This is a genomic window from Desulfofundulus thermobenzoicus (genome assembly GCF_009428905.1).
GTDB lineage: Bacteria > Bacillota > Desulfotomaculia > Desulfotomaculales > Desulfovirgulaceae > Desulfofundulus_A > Desulfofundulus_A thermobenzoicus.
Genome location: NZ_WHYR01000023.1, coordinates 20,481 through 41,188 on the forward strand (window position 1 = coordinate 20,481; position 20,708 = coordinate 41,188).

20 protein-coding genes and 1 riboswitch are annotated in these 20,708 nt (G+C 54.4%); of the genes, 10 read left to right on the forward strand and 10 right to left on the reverse strand.

The features are described 5' to 3' along the window. Positions 1-278: 278 nt before the first annotated feature. A complete protein-coding gene (locus GFC01_RS09695) occupies positions 279-1,067 on the forward strand; it encodes a nitroreductase family protein (RefSeq protein WP_341473878.1) in 789 nt (262 codons plus the stop codon). A 226-nt stretch (positions 1,068-1,293) separates the two neighbouring features. Next, positions 1,294-1,845, forward strand: a complete 552-nt coding sequence (locus GFC01_RS09700) for a hypothetical protein (RefSeq protein ID WP_152946694.1) — start codon at positions 1,294-1,296, stop codon at positions 1,843-1,845. 265 nt (positions 1,846-2,110) lie between these two features. Here the strand turns inward: GFC01_RS09700 and GFC01_RS09705 are convergent, their stop codons facing one another. The 3 genes from GFC01_RS09705 to GFC01_RS09715 all read right to left on the reverse strand — a co-directional run bounded on the left by GFC01_RS09705 (position 2,111) and on the right by GFC01_RS09715 (position 6,513). Next, the gene (locus GFC01_RS09705; protein WP_152946696.1) at positions 2,111-3,274 is read right to left on the reverse strand and encodes an RNA-binding domain-containing protein; all 1,164 of its coding nucleotides are present in this window, start codon (positions 3,272-3,274) and stop codon (positions 2,111-2,113) included. 96 nt (positions 3,275-3,370) lie between these two features. Beyond that, positions 3,371-4,156 carry a DUF1287 domain-containing protein gene (locus GFC01_RS09710; RefSeq protein ID WP_243137418.1) on the reverse strand — a complete coding sequence of 262 codons (786 nt, stop codon included), beginning with the start codon at positions 4,154-4,156 and terminating at the stop codon, positions 3,371-3,373. Positions 4,157-4,497: 341 nt separating this feature from the next. Then, positions 4,498-6,513 carry a stalk domain-containing protein gene (locus GFC01_RS09715; RefSeq protein ID WP_152946698.1) on the reverse strand — a complete coding sequence of 672 codons (2,016 nt, stop codon included), beginning with the start codon at positions 6,511-6,513 and terminating at the stop codon, positions 4,498-4,500. Between the two features lie 368 nt (positions 6,514-6,881). On the opposite strand from GFC01_RS09715, the gene GFC01_RS09720 reads away from it, so the two are divergent. Together GFC01_RS09720 and GFC01_RS09725 are read left to right on the forward strand one after the other, a co-directional pair. Next, positions 6,882-7,169 carry a ribbon-helix-helix domain-containing protein gene (locus tag GFC01_RS09720; protein ID WP_152946700.1) on the forward strand — a complete coding sequence of 96 codons (288 nt, stop codon included), beginning with the start codon at positions 6,882-6,884 and terminating at the stop codon, positions 7,167-7,169. Further along, on the forward strand, positions 7,162-7,587 hold the full coding sequence (locus GFC01_RS09725) for a type II toxin-antitoxin system VapC family toxin (RefSeq protein WP_194174886.1): 426 nt from the start codon (positions 7,162-7,164) through the stop codon (positions 7,585-7,587). Before GFC01_RS09720 ends, GFC01_RS09725 begins: the two co-directional genes overlap by 8 nt. Before the next feature lie 109 nt (positions 7,588-7,696). On the opposite strand, the gene GFC01_RS09730 is transcribed toward GFC01_RS09725, so the two are convergent. Beyond that, complete coding sequence (locus tag GFC01_RS09730; RefSeq protein ID WP_152946704.1) at positions 7,697-8,152, reverse strand: CGGC domain-containing protein; 456 nt, start codon at positions 8,150-8,152, stop codon at positions 7,697-7,699. A gap of 171 nt (positions 8,153-8,323) precedes the next feature. Between GFC01_RS09730 and GFC01_RS09735 the strand changes: the two genes are divergently transcribed. The 6 genes from GFC01_RS09735 (at position 8,324) to GFC01_RS09760 (ending at position 13,221) form a co-directional block, all read left to right on the forward strand. Then, a complete protein-coding gene (locus GFC01_RS09735; RefSeq protein ID WP_207707605.1) occupies positions 8,324-8,620 on the forward strand; it encodes a DUF997 family protein in 297 nt (98 codons plus the stop codon). A gap of 14 nt (positions 8,621-8,634) precedes the next feature. After that, positions 8,635-10,092, forward strand: coding sequence for a sodium/pantothenate symporter (gene panF / locus GFC01_RS09740; RefSeq protein WP_341473879.1), 1,458 nt, complete (start codon positions 8,635-8,637; stop codon positions 10,090-10,092). A 566-nt stretch (positions 10,093-10,658) separates the two neighbouring features. After that, entirely contained in the window at positions 10,659-11,036 is a 378-nt protein-coding gene (locus tag GFC01_RS09745; RefSeq protein WP_152946755.1) for an AMP-binding protein, read from the forward strand. A gap of 296 nt (positions 11,037-11,332) precedes the next feature. Beyond that, positions 11,333-11,422: riboswitch (cyclic di-GMP riboswitch) on the forward strand. Between the two features lie 75 nt (positions 11,423-11,497). Next, the gene (locus tag GFC01_RS20185) at positions 11,498-11,749 is read left to right on the forward strand and encodes a helix-turn-helix domain-containing protein (protein WP_152946706.1); all 252 of its coding nucleotides are present in this window, start codon (positions 11,498-11,500) and stop codon (positions 11,747-11,749) included. A 152-nt stretch (positions 11,750-11,901) separates the two neighbouring features. Further along, positions 11,902-12,285, forward strand: coding sequence for a sigma-70 family RNA polymerase sigma factor (locus GFC01_RS09755; RefSeq protein WP_152946708.1), 384 nt, complete (start codon positions 11,902-11,904; stop codon positions 12,283-12,285). A 429-nt stretch (positions 12,286-12,714) separates the two neighbouring features. Continuing rightward, positions 12,715-13,221 (forward strand): RlpA-like double-psi beta-barrel domain-containing protein, encoded by a 507-nt coding sequence (locus GFC01_RS09760; protein ID WP_152946710.1) that lies wholly within the window; start codon positions 12,715-12,717, stop codon positions 13,219-13,221. Between the two features lie 58 nt (positions 13,222-13,279). Here the strand turns inward: GFC01_RS09760 and GFC01_RS09765 are convergent, their stop codons facing one another. From GFC01_RS09765 to GFC01_RS09795, 6 genes are all read right to left on the reverse strand, one after another. Continuing rightward, positions 13,280-13,945: a hypothetical protein gene (locus GFC01_RS09765; RefSeq protein WP_152946712.1), complete on the reverse strand. Its 666-nt coding sequence runs from the start codon at positions 13,943-13,945 to the stop codon at positions 13,280-13,282. Positions 13,946-14,730: 785 nt separating this feature from the next. Next, the gene (locus tag GFC01_RS09775) at positions 14,731-15,243 is read right to left on the reverse strand and encodes a copper amine oxidase N-terminal domain-containing protein (protein WP_341473880.1); all 513 of its coding nucleotides are present in this window, start codon (positions 15,241-15,243) and stop codon (positions 14,731-14,733) included. Positions 15,244-15,562: 319 nt separating this feature from the next. Next, the gene (locus GFC01_RS09780) at positions 15,563-16,813 is read right to left on the reverse strand and encodes an NAD(P)/FAD-dependent oxidoreductase (RefSeq protein WP_152946714.1); all 1,251 of its coding nucleotides are present in this window, start codon (positions 16,811-16,813) and stop codon (positions 15,563-15,565) included. 274 nt (positions 16,814-17,087) lie between these two features. After that, entirely contained in the window at positions 17,088-17,561 is a 474-nt protein-coding gene (locus GFC01_RS09785; protein WP_152946716.1) for a 4Fe-4S dicluster domain-containing protein, read from the reverse strand. Between the two features lie 236 nt (positions 17,562-17,797). Further along, positions 17,798-19,657, reverse strand: a complete 1,860-nt coding sequence (gene cooS / locus GFC01_RS09790) for an anaerobic carbon-monoxide dehydrogenase catalytic subunit (protein WP_152946718.1) — start codon at positions 19,655-19,657, stop codon at positions 17,798-17,800. Between the two features lie 436 nt (positions 19,658-20,093). Beyond that, positions 20,094-20,648, reverse strand: coding sequence for a DUF1640 domain-containing protein (locus GFC01_RS09795; RefSeq protein WP_152946720.1), 555 nt, complete (start codon positions 20,646-20,648; stop codon positions 20,094-20,096). Positions 20,649-20,708: the final 60 nt, after the last annotated feature.

Here is a 20,708-nt window from a genome sequence, read left to right on the forward strand (position 1 = left end):
GGTGAGCCCTTGAGGGTTTTCCGGGCGGCGCCGCAGGGCAGCCTTGACTGCCGGGGACACCGCACGTGGTACAATGGATAGCCGACGGGGCATACTTCTTGTCCAAAGCATGTTGCCGGAGCCGCCCCGTCGGTGTTTTTGATTAACCACGTGCGGGGTGGCAGTCAAGGCCGCCGCCCTGAATTAAAATTCGCTGAAATCGTGAGCAAGAAGGACTAATTGTCCAATCTTAGGGGGTCAGCCCGCTGAAAACGCGTGCACAGGAGGGTGATTATACGGTGACCGTTTTAAATAGAGAATGGTACCAGACCATTGCCAGGCGCCGGTCGCGCCGACTCTACGAGGTGCGCCCGGTGGCGCCCGCCACCCTGGAGCAACTGAACAGGTCCTGCCGGGAATTCAAGCCCTTCCCCGAGGTGCGGGCGGTACTGGTCCCCGCCCTGGAGGAAGAGGTTTTCCGGGGCATTCTGGGGGATTACGGAAAGATCAAAGGTGCCCCCGCGTTCATCGCCTTTCTGGGGGAGGCGGAAAGTCCTTATCTTTACGAGCGGGTGGGGTATCTGGGCGAGGGCGTAATCCTAGAGGCAACCCGCCTCGGCCTGGACACCTGCTGGGTAGGTGGCTTTTTCCGCCCGGAGGTGGCGGCTCGCCTGGTCGGCATGCGCCCCGGCGAAAAGGTGGTGGCTGTAACACCCGTGGGGTATGCCACCTGCAGGTGGTCAGCAGAGGAAAAGCTCATGACCGGTTTCGGACGCAACCACCAGCGTAAGCCCCTGGTTGAACTGGCAACCGGGCTTGACCAATCCTGCTGGCCGAACTGGGTCAAAGTGGCGATGGAGGCAGCCCGCCTCGCCCCCTCGGCAATGAACCGGCAACCCTGGCGGTTCGAGGTGGGGAAAAACACTATTACGGTGGCCGTGGACAACCTGCACGACACCTACAATATTCCCAAGCGCCTGGACTGCGGCATCGCCATGCTGCACCTGGAGCTGGGCGCTCTGGCCGCGGGTGTTACGGGCATCTGGGAGTTCCTGCCGTCGCCCCGGGTAGCCAGGTTTATCTGTTAATTGACATAAATGGGAAATTGAAAGACGTGGGCCCCCAGGAGCTGGCTGATGTGGTGCGCAAGGAGCCGGTGGTTTATTCGTACGCTATTTTTAGGCGGTTGAGGAACTGGCCTCTCTTGTCGGGAGGGATGAGTGGCTGGCGGCGAATAGAACAAGTTGGAGGCTGAGTCGTGCGCAATCAGGTCGCATGGTTACCTGTTTCGGCGGGGAGAGGAGGCAGGAGAAAATGAGCTACCAGTTAAGTTATCTCGACGTACTGAAGGCACTTTTTTTACCACTGGCCCCCTTCGATGTTCTACTGCTGGCGGGTGTCTTCCTCGGCATTCCGCTTATCACCATCTGGGCGCTGAAAGCGGCAGGCGCGTGGCGCAGATGGTGGTGGCTTCTACCGGTAACTGTTGCTTTTCTCTTTTTAGTACAGCTTCTGGCAATCTGGCCGCAGGCGGGATCGGGCTGGCGGCTGACGGATGAAGGTCTCAAGCTCAAGGCGTGGCCGGTCTCCACCACGCTCGACCTGAAGGGGACGCGGGCGGCGCTGGTGGAAAGCTCAAGCCCCTGGCGACCGGTGACCCGGACCTATGGGTATGGCACACCGGGGCTAACCACCGGCTGGTGCAAACTGGCCAACGGCGAGAAAGCGGTGGTGTTCCGTCACCTGCACCCTGGCCGGATGGTGGTGCTGGAGTTGGAAGGCCGCTATTACGTGCTGACCCACCCGGGTGTGGAGGAACTTTACTCTGCGTTGCTGGCGCGGGGGGTGAAGCAGGGTGCCCTTTAGATTCAGAATCGCTCCTTGGGACGGTACGACCAGGGTGATAACCCTGGGCGCGTTTTTGCTGCTCGGCGGCATCACCTTCTGGATCTGGATCTTTGCGGCTTGGTGGTATGCTGTTCGCACGCTTCTGTGCGGTGCGGGCTGCAGGAGGCATTTGGGGAAGATTCCGGCTGACAGTTTTGGGGGAAGCCGGCCCTGTCGATAATGTTCGACAGGGTTTTCTTGACGCTTTTTCGGGAAGATACCTTATGATGCCCGTGTGTTCTTATTAATCCCCAAGATAAAGGGTCAGCCAGAACTCCTCGCCCTTTTCTTCCAGGCCGGGTTCGATGCCCACCAGGTTTTTCATCAGTCTGATGATCATGGGTATGCCCCGGCCCAAACGATCTACATAACGCATATTTTCCATGTATTTCAGCAGGAAGGGATTGCGGGCGTAGGAGGTGCCGATTTTCATCTTTTCTATAGTCACGGTGTTGGGCAGCCGGCCGGGGCTGCGCACCTCAATGCGATTGGCAAAACGAAAGACCCGGATTTTCGAGCCGGTGATGCTGTAATTTCTGTGTACCACGGCATTTACCAGGGCTTCGCGGATCACCACAGGGGGCAAAATATCCTTCTCCTGCCGTTTCATACCCCGGATTTGGGCGGGTACCGCCAGGGTATCTTTGACAATGGTGGCACATCGTTCTACCACATCGGGGAGGGTACCGTTTATTTCTTTTTTGTCCATTATTTCAGAGGTAATGTCTTCTCCGGAAAAACGGGCATAGGCTATCCCCGACTGGGGTAAATGACGGGCCGGTTCCTTGCCGAAAATCAACAGGCCGCCCACGGTAACGCATAACCGCTCCTCTTCCCGGGACAGGATGTCAGCATTGAACAGGATGCGCTGCCGTTGCTCGGGCGGTTCCTCCAGAATATCAAAGTAATTGAATTCCAGAAAGTACTGGCGCAGGCGAGTCATATCCAGGTCCTTTTCGCCTGTTCCCGGTACCGGGGTGATATCATAATGAACCATGCCGGACAACTGAAACAACCTGCCCAGGTCTTCCCTGGTGGCCAATCGTTTGGTGGACCCCACTCGGATAAAATACTTTCCCGCCGATGTCTGGTAAGGTCTATGCGGACCTTTGGGAATTTTTAATACGGCCACTTTTTTCCCTTCAATTTGCACTGTTTCGTAAAACGGTATAATGGAAGGGATAACATTATGGGAGCAAATGTTCATAAGCCACTGTTCCATATCTTCCCTCTGTACACCTTCAATAAAACCGTCATCGCCCACGCCGATTAAAATGGTACCCCCCTCGAAATTGGCGAAGGCGACAATTTCCTCGGCCAGATGTTCCGGTCGTATGTTCTCCCGTTTGAACTCCAGGGCGGAGTTTTCCCCGTTGGCAATTATCTCCAGCAGTTCCCGGGCAGTCAATTTACAACACACCTCCCGCCGGGTGGCATTTTATGGGCTATACATATTATAACATGCCAGTAAGGGCTGGAAAGGTATTACAATTAAACGTTTACTTCAGCGGTCCGGTATGGTGTACCGGAAATGGTGGGTTATTTTCGACGGCCAGGTTAAAAGGCGGTCTTCTTCCCGGGGATAGGGTCCGGCGTTGTGGATGAGCAGGGGGACGCCGTCGGGCCGGCGGCGGTCGGAAACTATCCCGATGTGTTCAAAAGGCCAGCCGAAGGCCACGATATCCCCGCCCTGCCATTGCCTTAAATTTTCCGGGTCACCCGGTTTGATCTGCGTGGTCAGATTCTCCGCGTACTTCTGGAAAAAGACCACCTGGTTCTGCACCCGCCGGAAGTCTATGTTCGGATCGGGCCGGCCGTTCACCCGCGGGTAGTCCCGGACGTGCTTTTTTATGTCTTCGTCCATCATGGCTTTTAAATCGTAACCGGCATTCTTTAACGCCCGCCAGATGAGATCGGTGCAGACCCCTTCGTCTTCCGGCGGGTAACCGCCCTGGTAATAGGCGCTCCGGTAGCTGACATTGGCCTGCACTTCTTTCCGGGCGCCGGCCACTATATCGTCCAGATCCGGTACGCCGTCTTTATCCCGGTCGTGGTTGACCACCAGCTTTTCAATCTTTAATGGCTGCCGGGGGACGGGACGCATGATCAGGTAATTTTGCAGCTGGAAATGGGCGGTCAGGAAGTAAAACGCCCCGGCCAAAAGTAAAACCAGAGAAAAAACGATTATTCTCCTGGGTTCCGGCATTGATGTATCTCGCTGCTGATCCACTTCAGGTTTGGGGAATATCAGGTTGTATAAAGTAACGGGTTTGGCCCGGCGGGTGGACATAATACCATTCCTTTTTTGTAATGGGGCAACGCCTGTTTCCCGGATTGGCGCCAGCCGTGTTTACATCAAAATGCCGAATCAGTTTGCTTTACCGGCCGGATTAAGTATATCACGGAGGGCACTTTCAGAGCAATGGCTCTTTTGAGGGCTTACCACTGAAAACCCTGTGGCCTTGTGCATTCCAATGGCATAAGAAAACTGGTGAAAAAGCACCGGGCTTGTTCCGGAAGGAAGTTTACCAGGATATGAAGATTCTCTGTCCAGTTTTTACACAGCTAAAAAAGGGCGGGTACTTTTCTGGTGGGGCAGTACCCGCCTTTTTTCCACGCTACGCCCCTGGCTTAGAGCACCTGGACCACTTTGAAGAGGGGGCCCCGCATGTACTGGCTGAAGCCGTCGAGCAAAAAGCCCCGGACGGTTACCTGCCGGCCCACCCCGGCTTCCAGGGCGGCCGCCACCTCTTTATTGCCTTCCCGGGGAATGAGCACCAGCCGCCCGCCGGCGGTTTCCAGCTCGTAATGGCGCCCTTCCAGGTTGCTCACCGTCAGTTTGCCCGTGACCTCCCGGACCGCGCTTTCTTTAAACTGGATGTCAAAGGAGGCCGGATAATAGTTGGCGTAATAACCGGGGTTCTCGGACAGGCGGCAAAGTTCCGTTAATTCTCCCGTGTCCAGGGACATTTCGTAGAGGGAGCCGCTGTTCCGCTGGTTTAAACGCATAAAAATCAAGTATTTTCCGTCCAGGGACATGTGCGGTTCGTAGTCGGCCGTATCCGCCGGCCCGCCGGTCAGGGGCTTCACCGTGCCGTCCGCCGCCCGCAGCCAGATGCGCTGCCCGGGCACCGGCACGCCCCGGTGGTCGCTGCGGCCCTCCCAGGCGGTGGTTTCCGGACCCCGGCAGAAAAGCAGTCCGTAGGGCGGGGTGGCCGTCCACACCGGCCGGGTATCCACCTGGCCGTCCCGGCCGTAGTTGATAATTTTGCCGCCGGCCGGCATATCCACGATATACAGGTGCTTGTTGGCGGTGGCTTCCCGGCCGCCGCCCAGGATGCAGGCCAGCCGGCTGCCGTCTGGGGACCAGGCCAGCCACTGGGGATAGTTCAATGCCGTACCCACGTTCAGGGGCTGCCCCGGCTTTTGTACGTCCAGCACCTGGAGGGTCACTCCGTCGGCGGACAGGGAGGCGGAGTTGGGACGCAGGTAATAGGCCAGATAGCGACCGTTGGGCGACCACTTCAGCCCCTCGGCCGACCAGGCGTAGATGCTGTCTTGATCTTTTTCCGTTAGCGGTTCACCCAGTTTGAGCAGGCCGGACCGTTCCCCCTGCAGGGTCACCCGGTCGATCTGAAGAGGGTTGCCTTCCGTCCTGGCGAAAGACACGGCCAGGCTCTGCCCGTCGGGCGCCCAGGCAAAGTCTGCGATCAAGCCGGTCTTATCCGGCAGGAGGGTGGTAATGGCTGCTTTCCCGTCATTTAACGAGGCCAGCTTGAGGTTGCCGTCCGGGGCATAGCCGCCGCCGGGGCCCTGGGTGCTGTAGGCCAGGACATTGTCCCGGGGCGACCAGGCGGCCGCATCCAGCACGGGGCGCGGGTCCACCTGGAAGTTACCCGTACCGTCGGCTTTGACCACCCACAGGTATGGCTTCCCACTGTAGAACTCGGCAGTGTCCCACTGCAGGTAGGCCAGCCACCGGCCGTCGGGAGACCAGCCTACGATTTTTACCGCCTTACCATTTGTATCCCGCACCGGTATGGCCTTGGCGGGGCTGTTGTTCCCCTGCCCGTCCACCACCCACAGGTAACCGTCCCGGGTAAAGGCCACCCGGGAGGGTATGGTGGTGGAATATACCTCTGCGGGTACGGCATTGTCCGGGCCGCCCTGTTCCGGCATGGTTATTTCAATGACACCCGTTTTTTCGTTCCACTGCACCGTAGCGCCCAGGGTCCGGGCAATAAACCGCAGGGGCACCAGCACCCTGTTTTCCAGCAGGATTACCCGGCCGCCCGGTTCGATGGGCCGATCATTTTTATAGGCCCGGCCGCTGTCTACTTCTAGCTTTATGGCAGCACCGTCTTTGACCACGGTCACCGTACGGGTGGCCGGGTCCCAGTCCACCCGGGCCTGCAGGGCATAAGACAGGGTGCGCACGGGCACCAGGGTTACCCCGTCCAGACGCCATTGCGTTAAATTTAATTCCCGGCCGTTGACCAGGACCGGTTTCTGCAGGGGAACAAGTGAGGAACTTTGTCCATCGCCGGCGGCGGAAACCCGGGGAAAGGCCGGAACAGAAGCCGCCAGCAAAAGAAGGGAAAGCATAACGAAAAGTGCCAGCAGAGGCAGGCGTTTTTGCTTGAACATCAATTTTACCTCCCGGTCCGGAATGACACTGGCAACGAAATTTGGTATAACAACCCGGCGTGCAGACAGTGGAGTTTCTCAGGAAGTGCTCACCATGACCGCCCCGCTTTCCACCTGTACTCATTATTTATAGACGGAAAAAGGCCGGCAAAGGTTCCCGGACCGGGGAAAAAGATGGGCTATGTGTATACACTGGGAGGGATCTTTTACAAGATTATGTAAAGTTCATGGAAGAGGTTAAAAATATTTTGCTTGTCATGTTGAGGGAGACCCATCAATGCCGTCAGTAAAAGAATGCACGACTGCGTTGAAAGGGAAATCTTGACCGTTATGCTGTACTGAAGTATGCTGTATAAGAGGTGGTGTTTATGAATAACTATAAATATCGAACGCAGCTTTATCTGGATGAAGATCATTACCGTTTTTTAAAAGAACAGTCCGCCCGTTACCAGATCAGCATGGCCGAAGTGGTGCGCCGCCTGCTGGACCGCGAACTGGAAAAGAATGAGGAAATCAAGGACGATGATCCTATTTTTCAGATGGGACGGGAAGGCACGGCCACCGGTCGCGTAAACGGTTCACTTAACCATGACCGGTACATTTATGGCCAGTTCCCCAAACACCGGAGTGGACAAAAGCGGGGTTCCCATGGTTAAAAGCAGAAAAAAAGAGTGGCTGTTCATGGATACTTCCGCCTTTATTGCCCTCAATGATCGGAGTGACGCCAACCATGAAGCGGCAACCGGCTTTTTTACCCCGAAAAATCTTGTTTCTTTGAGGGTTATCCCGGTAACCACAAACTTCGTTTTTGCGGAAGTATATGCTTACTTTTGCCGCTTTCACCGGGTGGCCGTCATGATTGGCGAAAGCATCCGGACCAGCGAAGTGTTAAAGTATTTGCGGGTGGAGGAAGCGGATGAAAATGCGGCCTGGGAACTGGCTAAAAAATATATCGACAAGGACTTTAGCTTTACAGATTGCCTGAGCTTTGCCGTTATGACCAGGCTGGGCTGCCGGAAAGCTTTTGCCTTTGATCAGCACTTCCGGCAGATGGGCTTTGAAGTTTTTCCCTGAAAAAGCGCTGGTGTCATTCCGGGAACGTACCCGCCCGTAACAGTAATACATGTGGGCGCTACAATTAAATTTAATGCGCCAGGGGGAGGGTGGGGGCGGAAAATAGTTTCTACTCTGCCGGCAGGTGTTTATTGACCGGGCGTCCTTTAATCAGGTCGGCCATGGTAGTTCTCCCGGCGCAGAGCAGGTCCCTGACTTCTTCCTGAAAATTTCGGGGATCCCGGGGGGTGTGGGTACCCATAACCAGCCTGATGTTGGGATAAGCCCCCTGGATTACGCTGACATACCTTTCTATGAAAGGACAGACGGCGGTCATACAGAAAGAGAAATGAATGGCGTCTACCCGGAATTCCGCAATGGATCTTACCCGGCGTAAAATCTTCGCCGGGGCGTTTACGGTGGGGCAGCCGGCACAGTTGATGATGCCCACAAGCTCCAGCTTTTCATCGGCCGGATAATCTTGAAAGAATCCCTTCCGTTTGCGCATATCGGCCAAACAGACCACCGAGGCGCAATCCAGATCCTGTGTGCAGTTGGAACAGGTGATAATACCGATGCGTGCCATAAAATCACTCCCAACTCTTTTGAGGGATATTTCTGGCTATTCAGGAGATTTCCTTCATACAAATTGTAATTAACCATTTTAATTACTGTAGGGTCCCGGTAGGAGAGGTTTTTTTATTTTTCTGGAGAAAATTATGGAAAGTAATTCTACAGGAATAACGGGGGCGATCCGGTGGTGAAAGAAGAACAGTTCGATATGGACCCCCGCTACCGGCAGGCGGCCAAAGAGGCCTGGATCGGGGTGGGTGTGTTCCTGCTTAATATTGCCTGGTGGGCTGGCTTTGCCTACGGCCTGGGTATGGGGCCGCCCGAAAAATACACCTACATTTTCGGTTTTCCGGCCTGGTTTTTCTGGAGTGTTATCGGCGGCTTCGTGGTGTTTTCCGGGGTCATCTGGCTGGTGGTCCGCTACCTGTACCGGGACATGCCCCTGGATGCGGATGCTGACCAGACCCAACCGGGGGACTGAAAGGGGGAGCTGCGGTGCAGTGGCAGATCATTGCCGTTTTGCTCCTTTACCTGGCAGCCATGTTTTTCATCGGGGTCTGGGGCGCCAGGCTGACCACCCGGGCCAGGGGAAGGTTCCTGGAAGAATACTTCCTGGGCGGCCGCGGCATGGGCGGGTTTGTCCTGGCCATGACCCTGACCACCACTTACATCAGTGCCGGCAGTTTCATTGCCGGTCCCGGGGCGGCCTATTCCATGGGCCTGGGCTGGGTTTTGCTGGCCATGACCCAGCTTTCCGTGGGCTACCTGGTGCTGGCTATTCTGGGCAAGAGGTTTGCAATCGTGGCCCGCAAGATAAAAGCCGTCACCGTGGTGGATTTTCTAAAGGAACGTTACGGCATCAAAACCCTGGTGCTGTTGTCCTCCCTGGGCATCCTGGCCTTTTTCGTGGCCGCCATTACGGTGCAGTTCATCGGCGGCGCCCGGTTGTTCCAGTCCGTCACCGGCTACCCCTATGAAACGGCCCTGTTCATTTTTGCCGGTGTGGTGGTGCTTTATGTGACCGTTGGCGGGTTCCGGGCGGTGGTGTTCACGGACACCGTCCAGGGCGTGATCATGTTTGCCGGCACGGCCCTGCTCCTTTTGGCCGTCTTTACCTATGGCGGCGGGGTATCCAGTGTAATGCACAAACTGGCAACCATCAACCCGGAGTTGATTACTCCCTTCGGCCCGGGAAACTTCCTGGCCGTACCCTGGATCATGTCTTTCTGGGTGCTGGTGGGCTTCGGCGTCATCGGCCTGCCCCAGGTGGCCGTGCGGGGCATGGCCTATAAGGACACCAGGGCCATGCACCAGGCCATGGTCATCGGCACCATTTTTACCGGCTTTTTAATGCTGGGGATGCACCTGGCCGGGGCGGTGGGGCCGGCCGTTTATCCCGGCATAAAGGTGGCCGACACCGTTATCCCTGAACTGACCAAACTGACCATGTCCCCCTGGCTGGCCGGCGTTTTTTTAAGCGCACCCCTGGCCGCCATTATGTCCACGGTCAGCTCCCAGTTGCTGGTGCTCTCCAGCACCATATGCAAGGATCTTTACCTCAATTACCTCAACCCCCGGGCGGAGGAAAGGATGCTCACCAGACTGGGCCTGATCATCACCGGGGTGACCGGGGTGCTGGTGCTGGCCCTGTCCTACCACCCGCCCCGGCTGCTGGTGTGGTTGAACCTCTTTGCTCTGGCCGGCCTGGAAACCACCTTCCTGTGGCCCACCCTTCTGGGCCTTTACTGGCGGCGGGCCAATGCCCCGGGGGCCATTGCTTCGATCATTGTGGGGACGGGTACCTATATTGTTTTTAACACTTACTGGGTGCGGCCCTTCGGCACCCACACCATCATTTTGCCCCTGGCTCTGTCCCTGGCGGTGTTCGTGGCCGTCAGCCACTTCACCCCGCCCCCGGCGGCGGAAACCATCCGCCGGTTCTGGGGGAGGTAGTCATCCGGCGCACATTTTCCTGGAGCAGGGCGAATAGGGGTTTTCCCGGGTAGTCAAGGGCAAAAGGGCACATCCGGATCATAAGAAGAAAGCCAGGGCATGGTACCGAACGGGGAATCCATTACTTTTTTAAAATGTTCGGATAATCAAATCTATACCTTATCACCCGTAGTTTTAGATATGCCGGGGTTTAAGACCGGGTCCCGTCTGACAAAAGGGTTAAACTGCCACCGGAATGCCCCGGTAAACTATTTGTGATGGTGTAAAAGGGTTAATGCTCCCACCTTGCTGGCCATGTAATTAACTGGAAAACCCGTCCAAAATTATTGGCCTTTTTTATCCAAGACTTATTGGCGTTCAAACCACAGGACATCTTTTCAGATAAAAAGGGTTCCGGTTACAGCCAGATACCTAATTGTGCGGTGCGTAATCAGGCATGGCCTGGTCTTCCACCTGAGCGAACGACGCTTTCAGCGCCCCCTGCATGTGGCGCCCCATTTCTTGGGCAGCCAGTTCATCGTCGCCGGCCGCAATGGCTTCCATGATGCGGCGCGGAACGCACGGCCCTGGTTTTTTACGGCAAAAAAATTTCTTACAGGGAACTGGGAAACCACATTGATGGCCTAGCCGGCGCCTTAAAACAACTGGGGGGCGGACCCGAGGACCGGGTAGCGCTGCTCCTGTCCAACTGCCCCCAGTACGTGATTGCTTATTGTGCCGTTTTGCAGCTGGGTGCCGTCGTGGCACCGGTCAACCCCCTGAGCACGGAGCGCGAACTGACGCATATCGTGCAGGATGCCGGCATCCGCCTGGCGGTGGAGCTGAATTTGCTGGTCGGCCGGTTGGAAAATGTACGGGCGGCTTTGCGATCCGGCGGATCAACTTTGCTGGAACAAATTATCTGTGCCTTTATGCCGGAATTTCTCCCTCTCCTCTCCCCCTGAATCTGATTTATCCCCTGAAACAAATGCCACGTTCTGCTCCAGTTTTGTGAAGAGTATCAATTTCCGGCCAGTATTGCTCATACCGTTGGTGGATAGCCAATTCCTGTTCTTTAAGCTCGTTCTGTTGGCGGATATTCAACTTTCTCATCAAACCAGAGGAATTTTTGACGAAGGATGTCTGAAAAAGACGATAAGTTTCTTGCCAGTATATGGAACTCCTTAGCTCGTTTACTCGTCTTTATAAATAGACGGGCGGAGGGAGGTGAAGGTCCGCGCTTCCAACGAAAACCAAATACCCGCGCTAAGGGCAAACCCATCGAAAGGTGGGGACGCAAAGCTATAGGGTCTAAAGTGCCCACCGGCACTATGACAGCCTGGCTGCCGCGTTTATTGGTAGTCAGACCTGCCATCAATCAATAGAGGGGCAGGTCTTTCTATCTCTGTGGGAGGGGTGACACCACTTGGGAAAAAAACCAAGGCTCCGAGAACTGATTGCTCTGGCGAAAAATGGCAATGAGGAAGCTATGACCCAGGTCGTTCAACGCTTTATTCCAATTGTCAAGAAATATGGCCGTCGCTTGGGTTACGAGGACGCCTGTTCTGACCTAGTGACATGGATAGTTGAGGCCGTTTACCGATACCGACCAAATACCACGTGGGGTAGGGACGAGCTAAACCGGTACTTCTCCCGCAACGGCGGTGATCGGCACTAAGCAGAAAAAAATTTTTTTCCAGAGGGGGGTATTAAAACGCCCCCCTATTTTCTCTTTATGTAGTAGAGGGCAGGTTAGACAAGCTGGAAGGAGGTGGACGATGATGGCTCCCTACACCTGACACCTACGACGACGTTGAAGAGGCCCGGATTATGGCCTGGTTTTTAACCGGCCTACGCCACGAGGCCATCAGACTGGCGAAAAAGCATAAGCAGCTACGGGAACACGAACTGCTCATCCTCAACGACCTGCTTAGCCAAGGCGCCGAAAATGAGATGACAGAGATGCTCGATACCGTAGCCGGCACAGATGACATTTTGGCCGTAGTAGAGGACTCTGTATTCCTTCAGGAAGCCCTCACGATGCTGACGCCACAGCAGCAAAAAGTCATTACGGCAACGGTTCTGGAGGGACGCACGGAGCAGGAGGTAGCTGAACAGTTGGGAATATCACAACCGGTCGTACACCGACTGAAAGAGCGAGCGTTGAACAGGTTAAGGAAACATTTTGTCCTGGACGAGCCCACCGCCAAGTAGAGCCTCATCCAGGACGGACAACCCCATACCCGAAGGCAGGGAGTTGCGTTTTTAGTTTACTCCCTCCTGCCTTCAGAGTAAAGGGGCAGAACATCTAACATTTAAAAGGGAGAGGTTTTCATGGCAAACCAAGCTTCATACACGTGCGCTACTGATGGTTCGTATGGCGATATTTACATCAAAGGTAGGAGCAGTAGTCCACAATGGATTGCAAGACTTTTTAGTAGTGGTTCATATACCGGTTGTCAGAGGGCACAAATCGCAGTTAATCGACTGAATTCTATGTTTAGTAATCCCGGCAGATATTGGTTTGAGTTTTGTACACCAGGGATGGTTTCCTACCCCACATATTCAGTTATAATCGTACCGAACGTAAATAGACGCAGTACTCCTGATGCTAGCTGGTATAGTACTACCAAGGAACTTATAATGGACGTGGGACCGAATGATGCAGTTGCACCGTGGTACACCGCACTATTATGGGCAAATAACATTCGCAGAGAAGTTGCCGATGACTATGGCTATAATCCAACCCCTCTCTATGCACCTTCAGGAAGTGGCATCACTGATACAGATTTTGTCTACCGTAACCAAGCAGACTCATATTATGGGGCAGGTGAATCGTTAAACAAACAGACTATTACGGGTGAAGTATTCCATATATGCGATTTAACTGTTGCCACGCGAGTACGGTGGACACAAACTGAGTTTAGGAATTTGTTTTATCAAAAAGGAAGTGTCTGGGTCAGAGTTAATCATCCGTCTAATGGACGAGTTGTAGTCTGTCGTCAAATTGATTGGGGTCCATCAGATAGTGTATACCAACAATATTGTCGTACCATTGACCTATCGTACGGAGGAGCTCGAGAAGCCCTCGGTACAGGTACTGGCTTTTGTGACAGCGGTGATAGAGTAGACTTCCGCTTTTTAGAATAAGATTCAAAAAACGACTGAGCTTCTGTTTTTATGGAAGCAGGTTATAACCCTGCTTCCTTCATTGTAATATGATTGGGAGATAATCCACTTCATAACCGTCAGGGGTGACCAAGCTAACTAACATCTTATCTCTGGGCAATTCAGTACGATTAATCCAAATTATTTGATAACCACTCCTAGCAGGTTCGGCAGTGATAGCTACTTGTTTATTCAGTGTCATTATACCATTAATCCGGGAGTTTACAATTAAAAAACCAATATAGTCTGCAGGTAAATCTGCTTCGCTTATAGCACCGTCAAGCCCAATGCTAACATAAAATGGAAAACTTAGAGAGGTGCCAGCAGGAAGTTCAAACAGCCTGTGCATTGCTGCTTCTACTAATACAGAAGGATCGGGAAACCTTTCCTTAAACAGAGGATCATCCCACGCTTTAGAATAGGTAGGTCTAATCCAATCCTTATTCTCCGCTTTTAAGGTGAATTTTATGGTCTTACCTCTGCTTAAAACCTCTTTAATGGGAACCTCCTGGAATTCTCTCGTAGTTTCTCTGCGTGAGGAATATTTGAAGCTCTTATCATTATTTCTTTGATTGTCATTTATTCCCTGCGTGCCAACTCTATAATCTACCTGCCTGTCATTGGCTGACCGTTGAGCACATCCGAACAGGACAAATGAGAGGATAACGATAACACCACCAACCACTACTAACCACTTCTTCTTCACTGGCAAAACCTCCGTTAAATTTTTTCTCCAAAAAGTATAGACGTAAGGAACCATTATCCGATTCCTTTATCAATGTAGATTGGTATTTTTAAGGTATCCCCTGCTCGAATAAAATGCGGGTCAGTAATATTGTTAAGCTCTAAAACCTGTTTAAAATACCAATCCCTGTTCATTCTAAAATGAATTATAGAGTATTGAGTTATAATCGCGCTTAAAGTGTCTCCTTCTTTCACAGTTATATCGCGTATTTCTTTTAACTCCCATACATCATCAGGTCGGTTTGAAATATTAATATCATTGGGTATACTTACTTCATGAGTATAGTATCAACCTAGGCGTTGTTCGATAACCAATTCCTGGTTCCTCGCTAGGTCGTGTGGGCGTACAAATGTACCCAAACTAAAAAGGAAATAATATTAGGATTTGGCATGGAATTAAGGGCATAAATGTCATTCATTAGTTTTTGCAGGAAGAGCTTCTTGCCATAACGAATCTTGACTTAAAATCCTTATTGTGAGGTTCTTCTGATGATAATGGTGATGGATTATAGATCTCTGTTCGCTGCCGCCTTAGGTAACACTCCCCCTGGCAAGTGCTTGATATACAATTTTCTGCAGACCAAAATCGGCTGGACATTTGGGTAGGTTACATAATTTCCAGTCGCCTTGACCATGGTTTACCTAGATTATGCCTTTGTTAACTATTTCTGCTGGCATCACCCACTCAAAATAGGGAAGAACCTAGTCTTATGCACAGGGAGATGTGCGCTTTGGCAAAACTTACGGTCACATTTTTACAACCCTTGTTAGTTCTTTACCTTTAGTATCTGTAAAAATGAAGGTAGACATTTTCTCGCCAGATCCGCTTTCTTTATATGGAAGGTTAGCAACCGGTGGCTCAACTGCAACGAAATCATAGCCGGCGTCTTGAGGTTGGACATAGACTGTTACGTTCTGTCCTGTTGCTGTAATTCCAATGATAGAGCTATACACCGTAAGAATACTTAGGCTACCTTCAGGAGCAGCAATCTTTGATGAAATACGTTCCATTTTATCTATGCCTAGAGAAGTTAACTTAATAACCCTATTATTGCTCCACTGGACATCAGCACCCAGCGCTTCAGCAACCCATCGAACTGGTACCATTGTCCTGTCGTTAATAATTTGTGGTGGTACATCTGGCTTAATTTCCTGGCCATTAACAATGAGCTTGATAGGGCTGGCAGCAAACGATAGAGTAGCTAGGGCTGCGGTTAATATAGCGGCACCAAAAACTATTAACCACTTTTTCCTCTTCACTGAATAAACCTCCCTTAAAAACTGTTCTTCTAGGCATATAGACGTAGAAACCGGCTATTTCGTTCTGCTCTCCGTAGGCCTTTTGGGCTAGAGTTCTGGGAATGCGAATCCCCAAGCTGTTGCCCCACTTTGTTACATGGGACTGCATTATAGAAGCCTCCCTTTGTGTTTATACATACATAATATATTTAAAATGCAGTAAAAATCAAGAGTTTATCCTAAAAACCCTTGGGATCTTTGTAGGTATGGGTACCCGTTACGGTTCGGGTCTAAAAAAACCGCTCCGTTTAAGGAGCGGGAGGGAAAGGAGAAAAGGGTGTTATTTATATGAAAAACTGCCGTCCGCTTTCATTCGGAAAAAGGGAGCATAGGTTATGGTCAGCAAGCTGCCCGGAAGGCCCGAAATGTCCACCTTCTGTCCGGTCAGGGCGTTGAATACACCGGCTCCTGCGATGTCCCCCTGCAGTATGGCCCCGTGCAGGCGGTTCCCGCTGCGGATTACCTTCCGGTAGCCGCCGGGCCAGCAGGCCGTTTCCACCCGGCAACCTTCCTCCGGCGGGTCCGGACGGCCGCAGGCAATGGTGGGTACCTGGAAGAAGGTCATGGCGTTCTGGCAGGCAAAGATGTCCGGCGCTTCCGCTTCCACACCGGCCATGTTCATTCCGGCCACCCGCCCCTGGATTACCGCGGCGGGCCAGATAGGGGTGGGGGACACCCGGCCGGTGAAGGCTTCCATGGACTCACAGACATCCCCGGCGGCATAGATGTCCGGCAGGGAGGTGCGCATGTGCCGGTCTACCACAATTCCCCGGTTCATGGCCACCCCGGTGCCCTCCAGGAAATCCACATTTGGGCGCACCCCGGCGGCCACCAGGATTACATGGCAGGGCACGATGGTACCGTCGTTGAGCACCAGTGCCCGCACCAGATCTCCCTCCAGTTCCACCCGGTAAGCCCCCTGGCCGGTGATAATTTCCGCGCCCCGTTCCCGGAAAAGCTTTTCATATACGGCGGCGGCGGTGGCGTCCAGTTGCAGGGGCAAAAGCCTGGGGGCCAGTTCAATCACCGTCACCTTTGCCCCCCGGGTCAGCAGGGCTTCGGCCGCTTCCAACCCCACCAGCCCGCCGCCCAGGACGGCCACCCGGGTACCCGCCCCAACCGCCTCTTTAATAGCCAGGGCATCTTCCAGATGGCGCAGGGTAAATACAGGCCTGGCCCGGTTCAGATTTTCCACCGGCGGCAGGGTGGGGGAGGCTCCGGTGGCCACCAGCAACCGGTCGTAACCCAGGACCCGTCCGTCCTGGAGGACAACCTCCCGGGTATCCGGCTTTACCCGCACCACCCGGCATCCCGGCAGAAAATCTATTTTCAACCGGTCAAAGAAGTCCTTTTCTACAAAACTGATCTCCGCCTCCGTACGTTCACTGCTGATTATACGGGGCAGCAGGCAGCGGGAATAAACCTGCCGGTCGGCGGCCACCATGGTAATTTCCCCGTCCGGATCATGCCGGCGGACGGCCCGGGCGGCGCTGATACCGGCAGCACTGGCACCCAGAATAACGTAGTGCATGGGATCACCCCTTGAATTAGTCGTTGGTCGTTGGATTAAGTACCCAGCACCCATTTATACAAATTAGCTTCAAAGTAACCTCAGAACGACTATAGTAATTAATATTGATAATATTGCAGTGCCGGTGAGTGCCGGGCACGTCGAGCTAATTTAACCGATTTTCACTCTATGCGGAAAGAACGTTAATTTGTCATGGGCAACTCCTGTAGAATATAGCAAATGGTATTACTTGCCCCAAAGGGTCACGCCCCTTTGGGTACAAGTATGGAATTAATCAAGTGCCGGTGATCTCCCGGATCACCCCCGGGCCGTCTGTTTCCACCAGGGAGAGGGCGCCGGTGGGGCAGGCTTCTACGCAGCGGGGAGTGTTCCTCTCCCCGCAGAAATCGCATTTCACCGCCACCCGGCCCCGGGCGTCGGGCCAGATCAGACCGTAGGGGCAGGCCATGACGCACATCCAGCAGCCCGCGCAGCGCTCCGGCTGGTGTATGACCGTTCCGGCGGCCTCATCCCTGACCAGAGCTCCCGCCGGGCAGGCCGTCAGGCAGGGCGCGTCGGTGCAGTGGCGGCAGGCCAGGGGGACCGGATTTCCGGCCGGCCCGGCCAGCACCACGTTGCGCGGTTGATTTGCGGGATCGCTTAAATTAATGGTCCAGAGGGAACTGCCCGGACAATGTTCCACCATACAGGTCAGCTCACAGGTTTTGCACCCGGCGCATAACTCGGGGCGGATAAATATTCTCTTCATGGTCAAAAGTCACCTCTTTGATTGGTTGATGTTCCGGTGACAGGTATGGGACTGCTAATTATATTTCAGCCTGACTGGGAACAATGGCAGCCTGTGATTTGCGGATCCGTCCAGCCTTCCGAAAGTCTTTTCAGTTGTGTTATATCCTGGTTTCAGGTTCAAACCTTTATCTTGCGCCCGGAGCCGGAGTTGAAGGGGGACGGGGTGGCTATGAACAGGGGATAAAATCCTTGCGCTTATATTCCCAGGGCGGACCGCCTCTGCTGGATAACCTGTTCCAGTTTTTCCGCCGCCGCCCCGATTTCTCCCTCCACAATCACCCGGCCGCCGGTGAGCTTTTCCATATCCTCCGTAAGCACCCGGGTCACCAGGCCGCTGCCGGTGATGAAGGGGGGCTGGGCCAGGTGCAGGGGCAGTCCCAGGGCCAGTCCGAAGGCGCCGTCGGCCAGGGCCTGTTCTTCCAGCCACTGGGGTGCCGAGAGCACCAGGGGCAGCCGGGGCAGGTCCACCTGCAGCGCCGCCGCTATGCCGGCGGCCACCATTTCCAGCCGGCCGATGCCCAGGCAGGGGCCGAAGTTCAGCACCGGCGGTATGTTCAATTCCCGGCAGACCTTTTGCAGCCTTTCCCCGGCCCATTCCACCGCTTCGGGGGACATGAAGCCCAGGTTCTCCAGGCCGCCGCTGGTGCAGCCGGCGGACAGGACCAGGATGTCCCGGCGGATCAGTTCCCTGGTCAGCCCGGCGGTAAATACGTCGTGGCCGCCGGCCGTCAGGTTGGAGCAGCCCACTATGGCCGCCAGCCCCTTGAGCTGGCCGGAAGCTATCAGATCAATCAGGGGCTGGTAGTGGCCGCCCAAAAAGGCCCGCAGGTTCCTTTCGCTGAAGCCCGCCAGGGAGCTGGAGCGGCCGTGGCCGGGGACATTCACCGGCACTTCATCCCGGCGGCGGCGGTAGTTTTCGGCCGCAGCCCGGGCCACCTGGCGGGCAATGGAATCCCCTTCGGCCGGATTAAAAGGTAGATAATCGGCATTTTGCTTCTTGGCCACGTCGTCCAGGCAGATCTGGGCCACCCGGTAACGGCGGCAGATATCTTCAATGCCCGGCAGGGTGCAGTTGAATTCGCTGATCACCAGGTCGATGCCCCCGGTGGCCAAAAGGGCTTCGCTGGTGAAGTTGTTGCCCGCATGGCCGGCGAACACCTCGCCGCCCCGGGACTGGATGTCCTGGCCCACACAGGTGCAGCCCACAATTCTAAAGCCCTTCGCCCCGGCTTCCCGGGCCAGTTCCACGGCCCAGGGCTCGCCCAGGCCTTCCTGCACCGGGCCGAGCAGGGCGTGCTGGTGGCCGGTGACCATGATATTGATGTAATCCGGGTCCACCACGCCGAAACCAACGGGCCGGGTGGACAGCTGCGGCTCGCCCAGCAGTATGTCATTCAATAAGTTGGTCAGCTCCAGGCCGTATATGCCGGTGGCGATACCCAGGCGCAGGGCGTGGATGAGCATATCCATGGGATCGCTGGACAGGTTGGTGCTGGTTTTCACCAGGGCGTCGAATACCTCGGATTTGGCTCCCCCCGGCAGCAGGCCCAGTTCCCGCCAGCGGGCCAGGCGGGGGCCGTAGGCCAGCTTTTCCACCATGGCCATTTTCCTGTTCCGGGGCAGGTAAAGGTCGTTTAAAACCGCTCCGGCCACCGCTGCGGCCCTGGGGTGAAGGTCACCTTCCGGTATGTCCAGGGCGGCGGCCAGTTCCGCCAGCACCTCCGTTCCCTTTAATGGCCGGCCGGATTCGGCGGCGGTGCGCAGGCTCTCGGCGGCATTTTCCACCACGTGCAGGTAGCAGGCCGCCCCGGCCGCCACCGCCCGCAGGAAGTTCCGGGCCACCATGGTATCGGCATCGGCGCCGCATACGCCCCGGGGAGATTTCGGGGTAATACGGCAGGGGCCGTTGGTGCACAGGCGGCAGCAAACCCCCTGCAGGCCGAAGCCGCACTTTGGTTCCTGGGCGGAAAGGCGGTGAAAGGCGGTCTCCACACCGTCCTGGTCCCGCATAAAAGCAAAGAGAATTTCATCGGCAGAAGGGCAGATTTGCTTCATGATGATTATACCTCCAGGTGATTTTTATTTGCCGGCCGGCTCTGGCGGGAAAATTTTATGCCGGGCCGGTGGCAAAGGGATTAAAGTGGACTTGTATGGTATAGATTTGAACATAAAAAATTGACTTGAAATGGTTGTATGGTTTTTTGAGATGATAAAAATGGATTTCAATCCAGTGAACTAATGAACTATTTGCTAACCCGGTATTTTTCTACCACCTCCCTGGCCGGTGTATTTATTAATTGAGCGCCATTGCCTTGAACAATGCAAACTATACTTAGCCGCTCCACTTTCAGGTATATTTTAACGACCCTGCTTCTCCCTGTCAAGGGGAAACCAGACTTTTTTTGGGCGGGATAACAGGGATAAAGGGGCCTCCCTTTTCCATCCGGCGGTTGAAAAAGAAAAGCCCCCGCCTGTTTTTTCCGGAGGCTGACTACTGCCAGATTTTAATGGCCACGCTGATGCTGACGGCCAGGGCGGCCAGCGCAATACCGATGGTTGCCCAGAAAAGGCCCTTCATTTCCTGCCTGAAGGCAATAATTTCCTGCCGCAGGCTTTGTTCAACATTTTTTAATTCCTGCCTTATGCTATTATCCTCCTGCCGCAACGCGGTTTCAAGGGTTTTGATCTCCTGCCTCAACCCGGTCTCAACGGTTTTGATCTCCTGCCTCAACCCGGTCTCAACGGTTTTGATCTCCTGCTTCAACCCGGTCTCAACGGTTTTGATCTCCTGCTTCAACCTGGTCTCAACATTTTTTAATTCCTGCCTTAAGGTGTTATCCTTCTGCCTCAACCCGTCCTCAACATTTTTGATTTCCTGCCTTAAGCCAATCTCTACAGCGGATAGCTCTTTACGCAGCTCCCGGATTTCAGTCCGCAGATCCCGGATTTCACCCTGGACCCAGCTGCCCAGGAAAAACATCTGCCCGCTGTGTCTGTATTCCTCTTCTTCCGAAGTGGCCGCTGTTTCCCTTTTGACCTCTTCCATAGCCGCCACCTGCCTTTCATTTCCCAGCATAGCAGATCCGGGAGTTCCAGGCAAGGAAAA

Bases quoted from the DNA above. Each gene is read 5' to 3' on its own strand.
- GFC01_RS09700 (WP_152946694.1), top strand. From the start codon at position 1,294: ATGAGCTACCAGTTAAGTTATCTCGACGTACTGAAGGCACTTTTTTTA.
- GFC01_RS09710 (WP_243137418.1), bottom strand. From the start codon at position 4,156: ATGTCCACCCGCCGGGCCAAACCCGTTACTTTATACAACCTGATATTC.
- GFC01_RS09715 (WP_152946698.1), bottom strand. From the start codon at position 6,513: ATGTTCAAGCAAAAACGCCTGCCTCTGCTGGCACTTTTCGTTATGCTT.
- GFC01_RS09720 (WP_152946700.1), top strand. From the start codon at position 6,882: ATGAATAACTATAAATATCGAACGCAGCTTTATCTGGATGAAGATCAT.
- GFC01_RS09725 (WP_194174886.1), top strand. From the start codon at position 7,162: ATGGTTAAAAGCAGAAAAAAAGAGTGGCTGTTCATGGATACTTCCGCC.
- GFC01_RS09730 (WP_152946704.1), bottom strand. From the start codon at position 8,152: ATGGCACGCATCGGTATTATCACCTGTTCCAACTGCACACAGGATCTG.
- GFC01_RS09755 (WP_152946708.1), top strand. From the start codon at position 11,902: ATGGCCTGGTTTTTAACCGGCCTACGCCACGAGGCCATCAGACTGGCG.
- GFC01_RS09760 (WP_152946710.1), top strand. From the start codon at position 12,715: ATGGACGTGGGACCGAATGATGCAGTTGCACCGTGGTACACCGCACTA.
- GFC01_RS09780 (WP_152946714.1), bottom strand. From the start codon at position 16,813: ATGCACTACGTTATTCTGGGTGCCAGTGCTGCCGGTATCAGCGCCGCC.
- GFC01_RS09785 (WP_152946716.1), bottom strand. From the start codon at position 17,561: ATGAAGAGAATATTTATCCGCCCCGAGTTATGCGCCGGGTGCAAAACC.
- cooS (WP_152946718.1), bottom strand. From the start codon at position 19,657: ATGAAGCAAATCTGCCCTTCTGCCGATGAAATTCTCTTTGCTTTTATG.
- GFC01_RS09795 (WP_152946720.1), bottom strand. From the start codon at position 20,648: ATGGAAGAGGTCAAAAGGGAAACAGCGGCCACTTCGGAAGAAGAGGAA.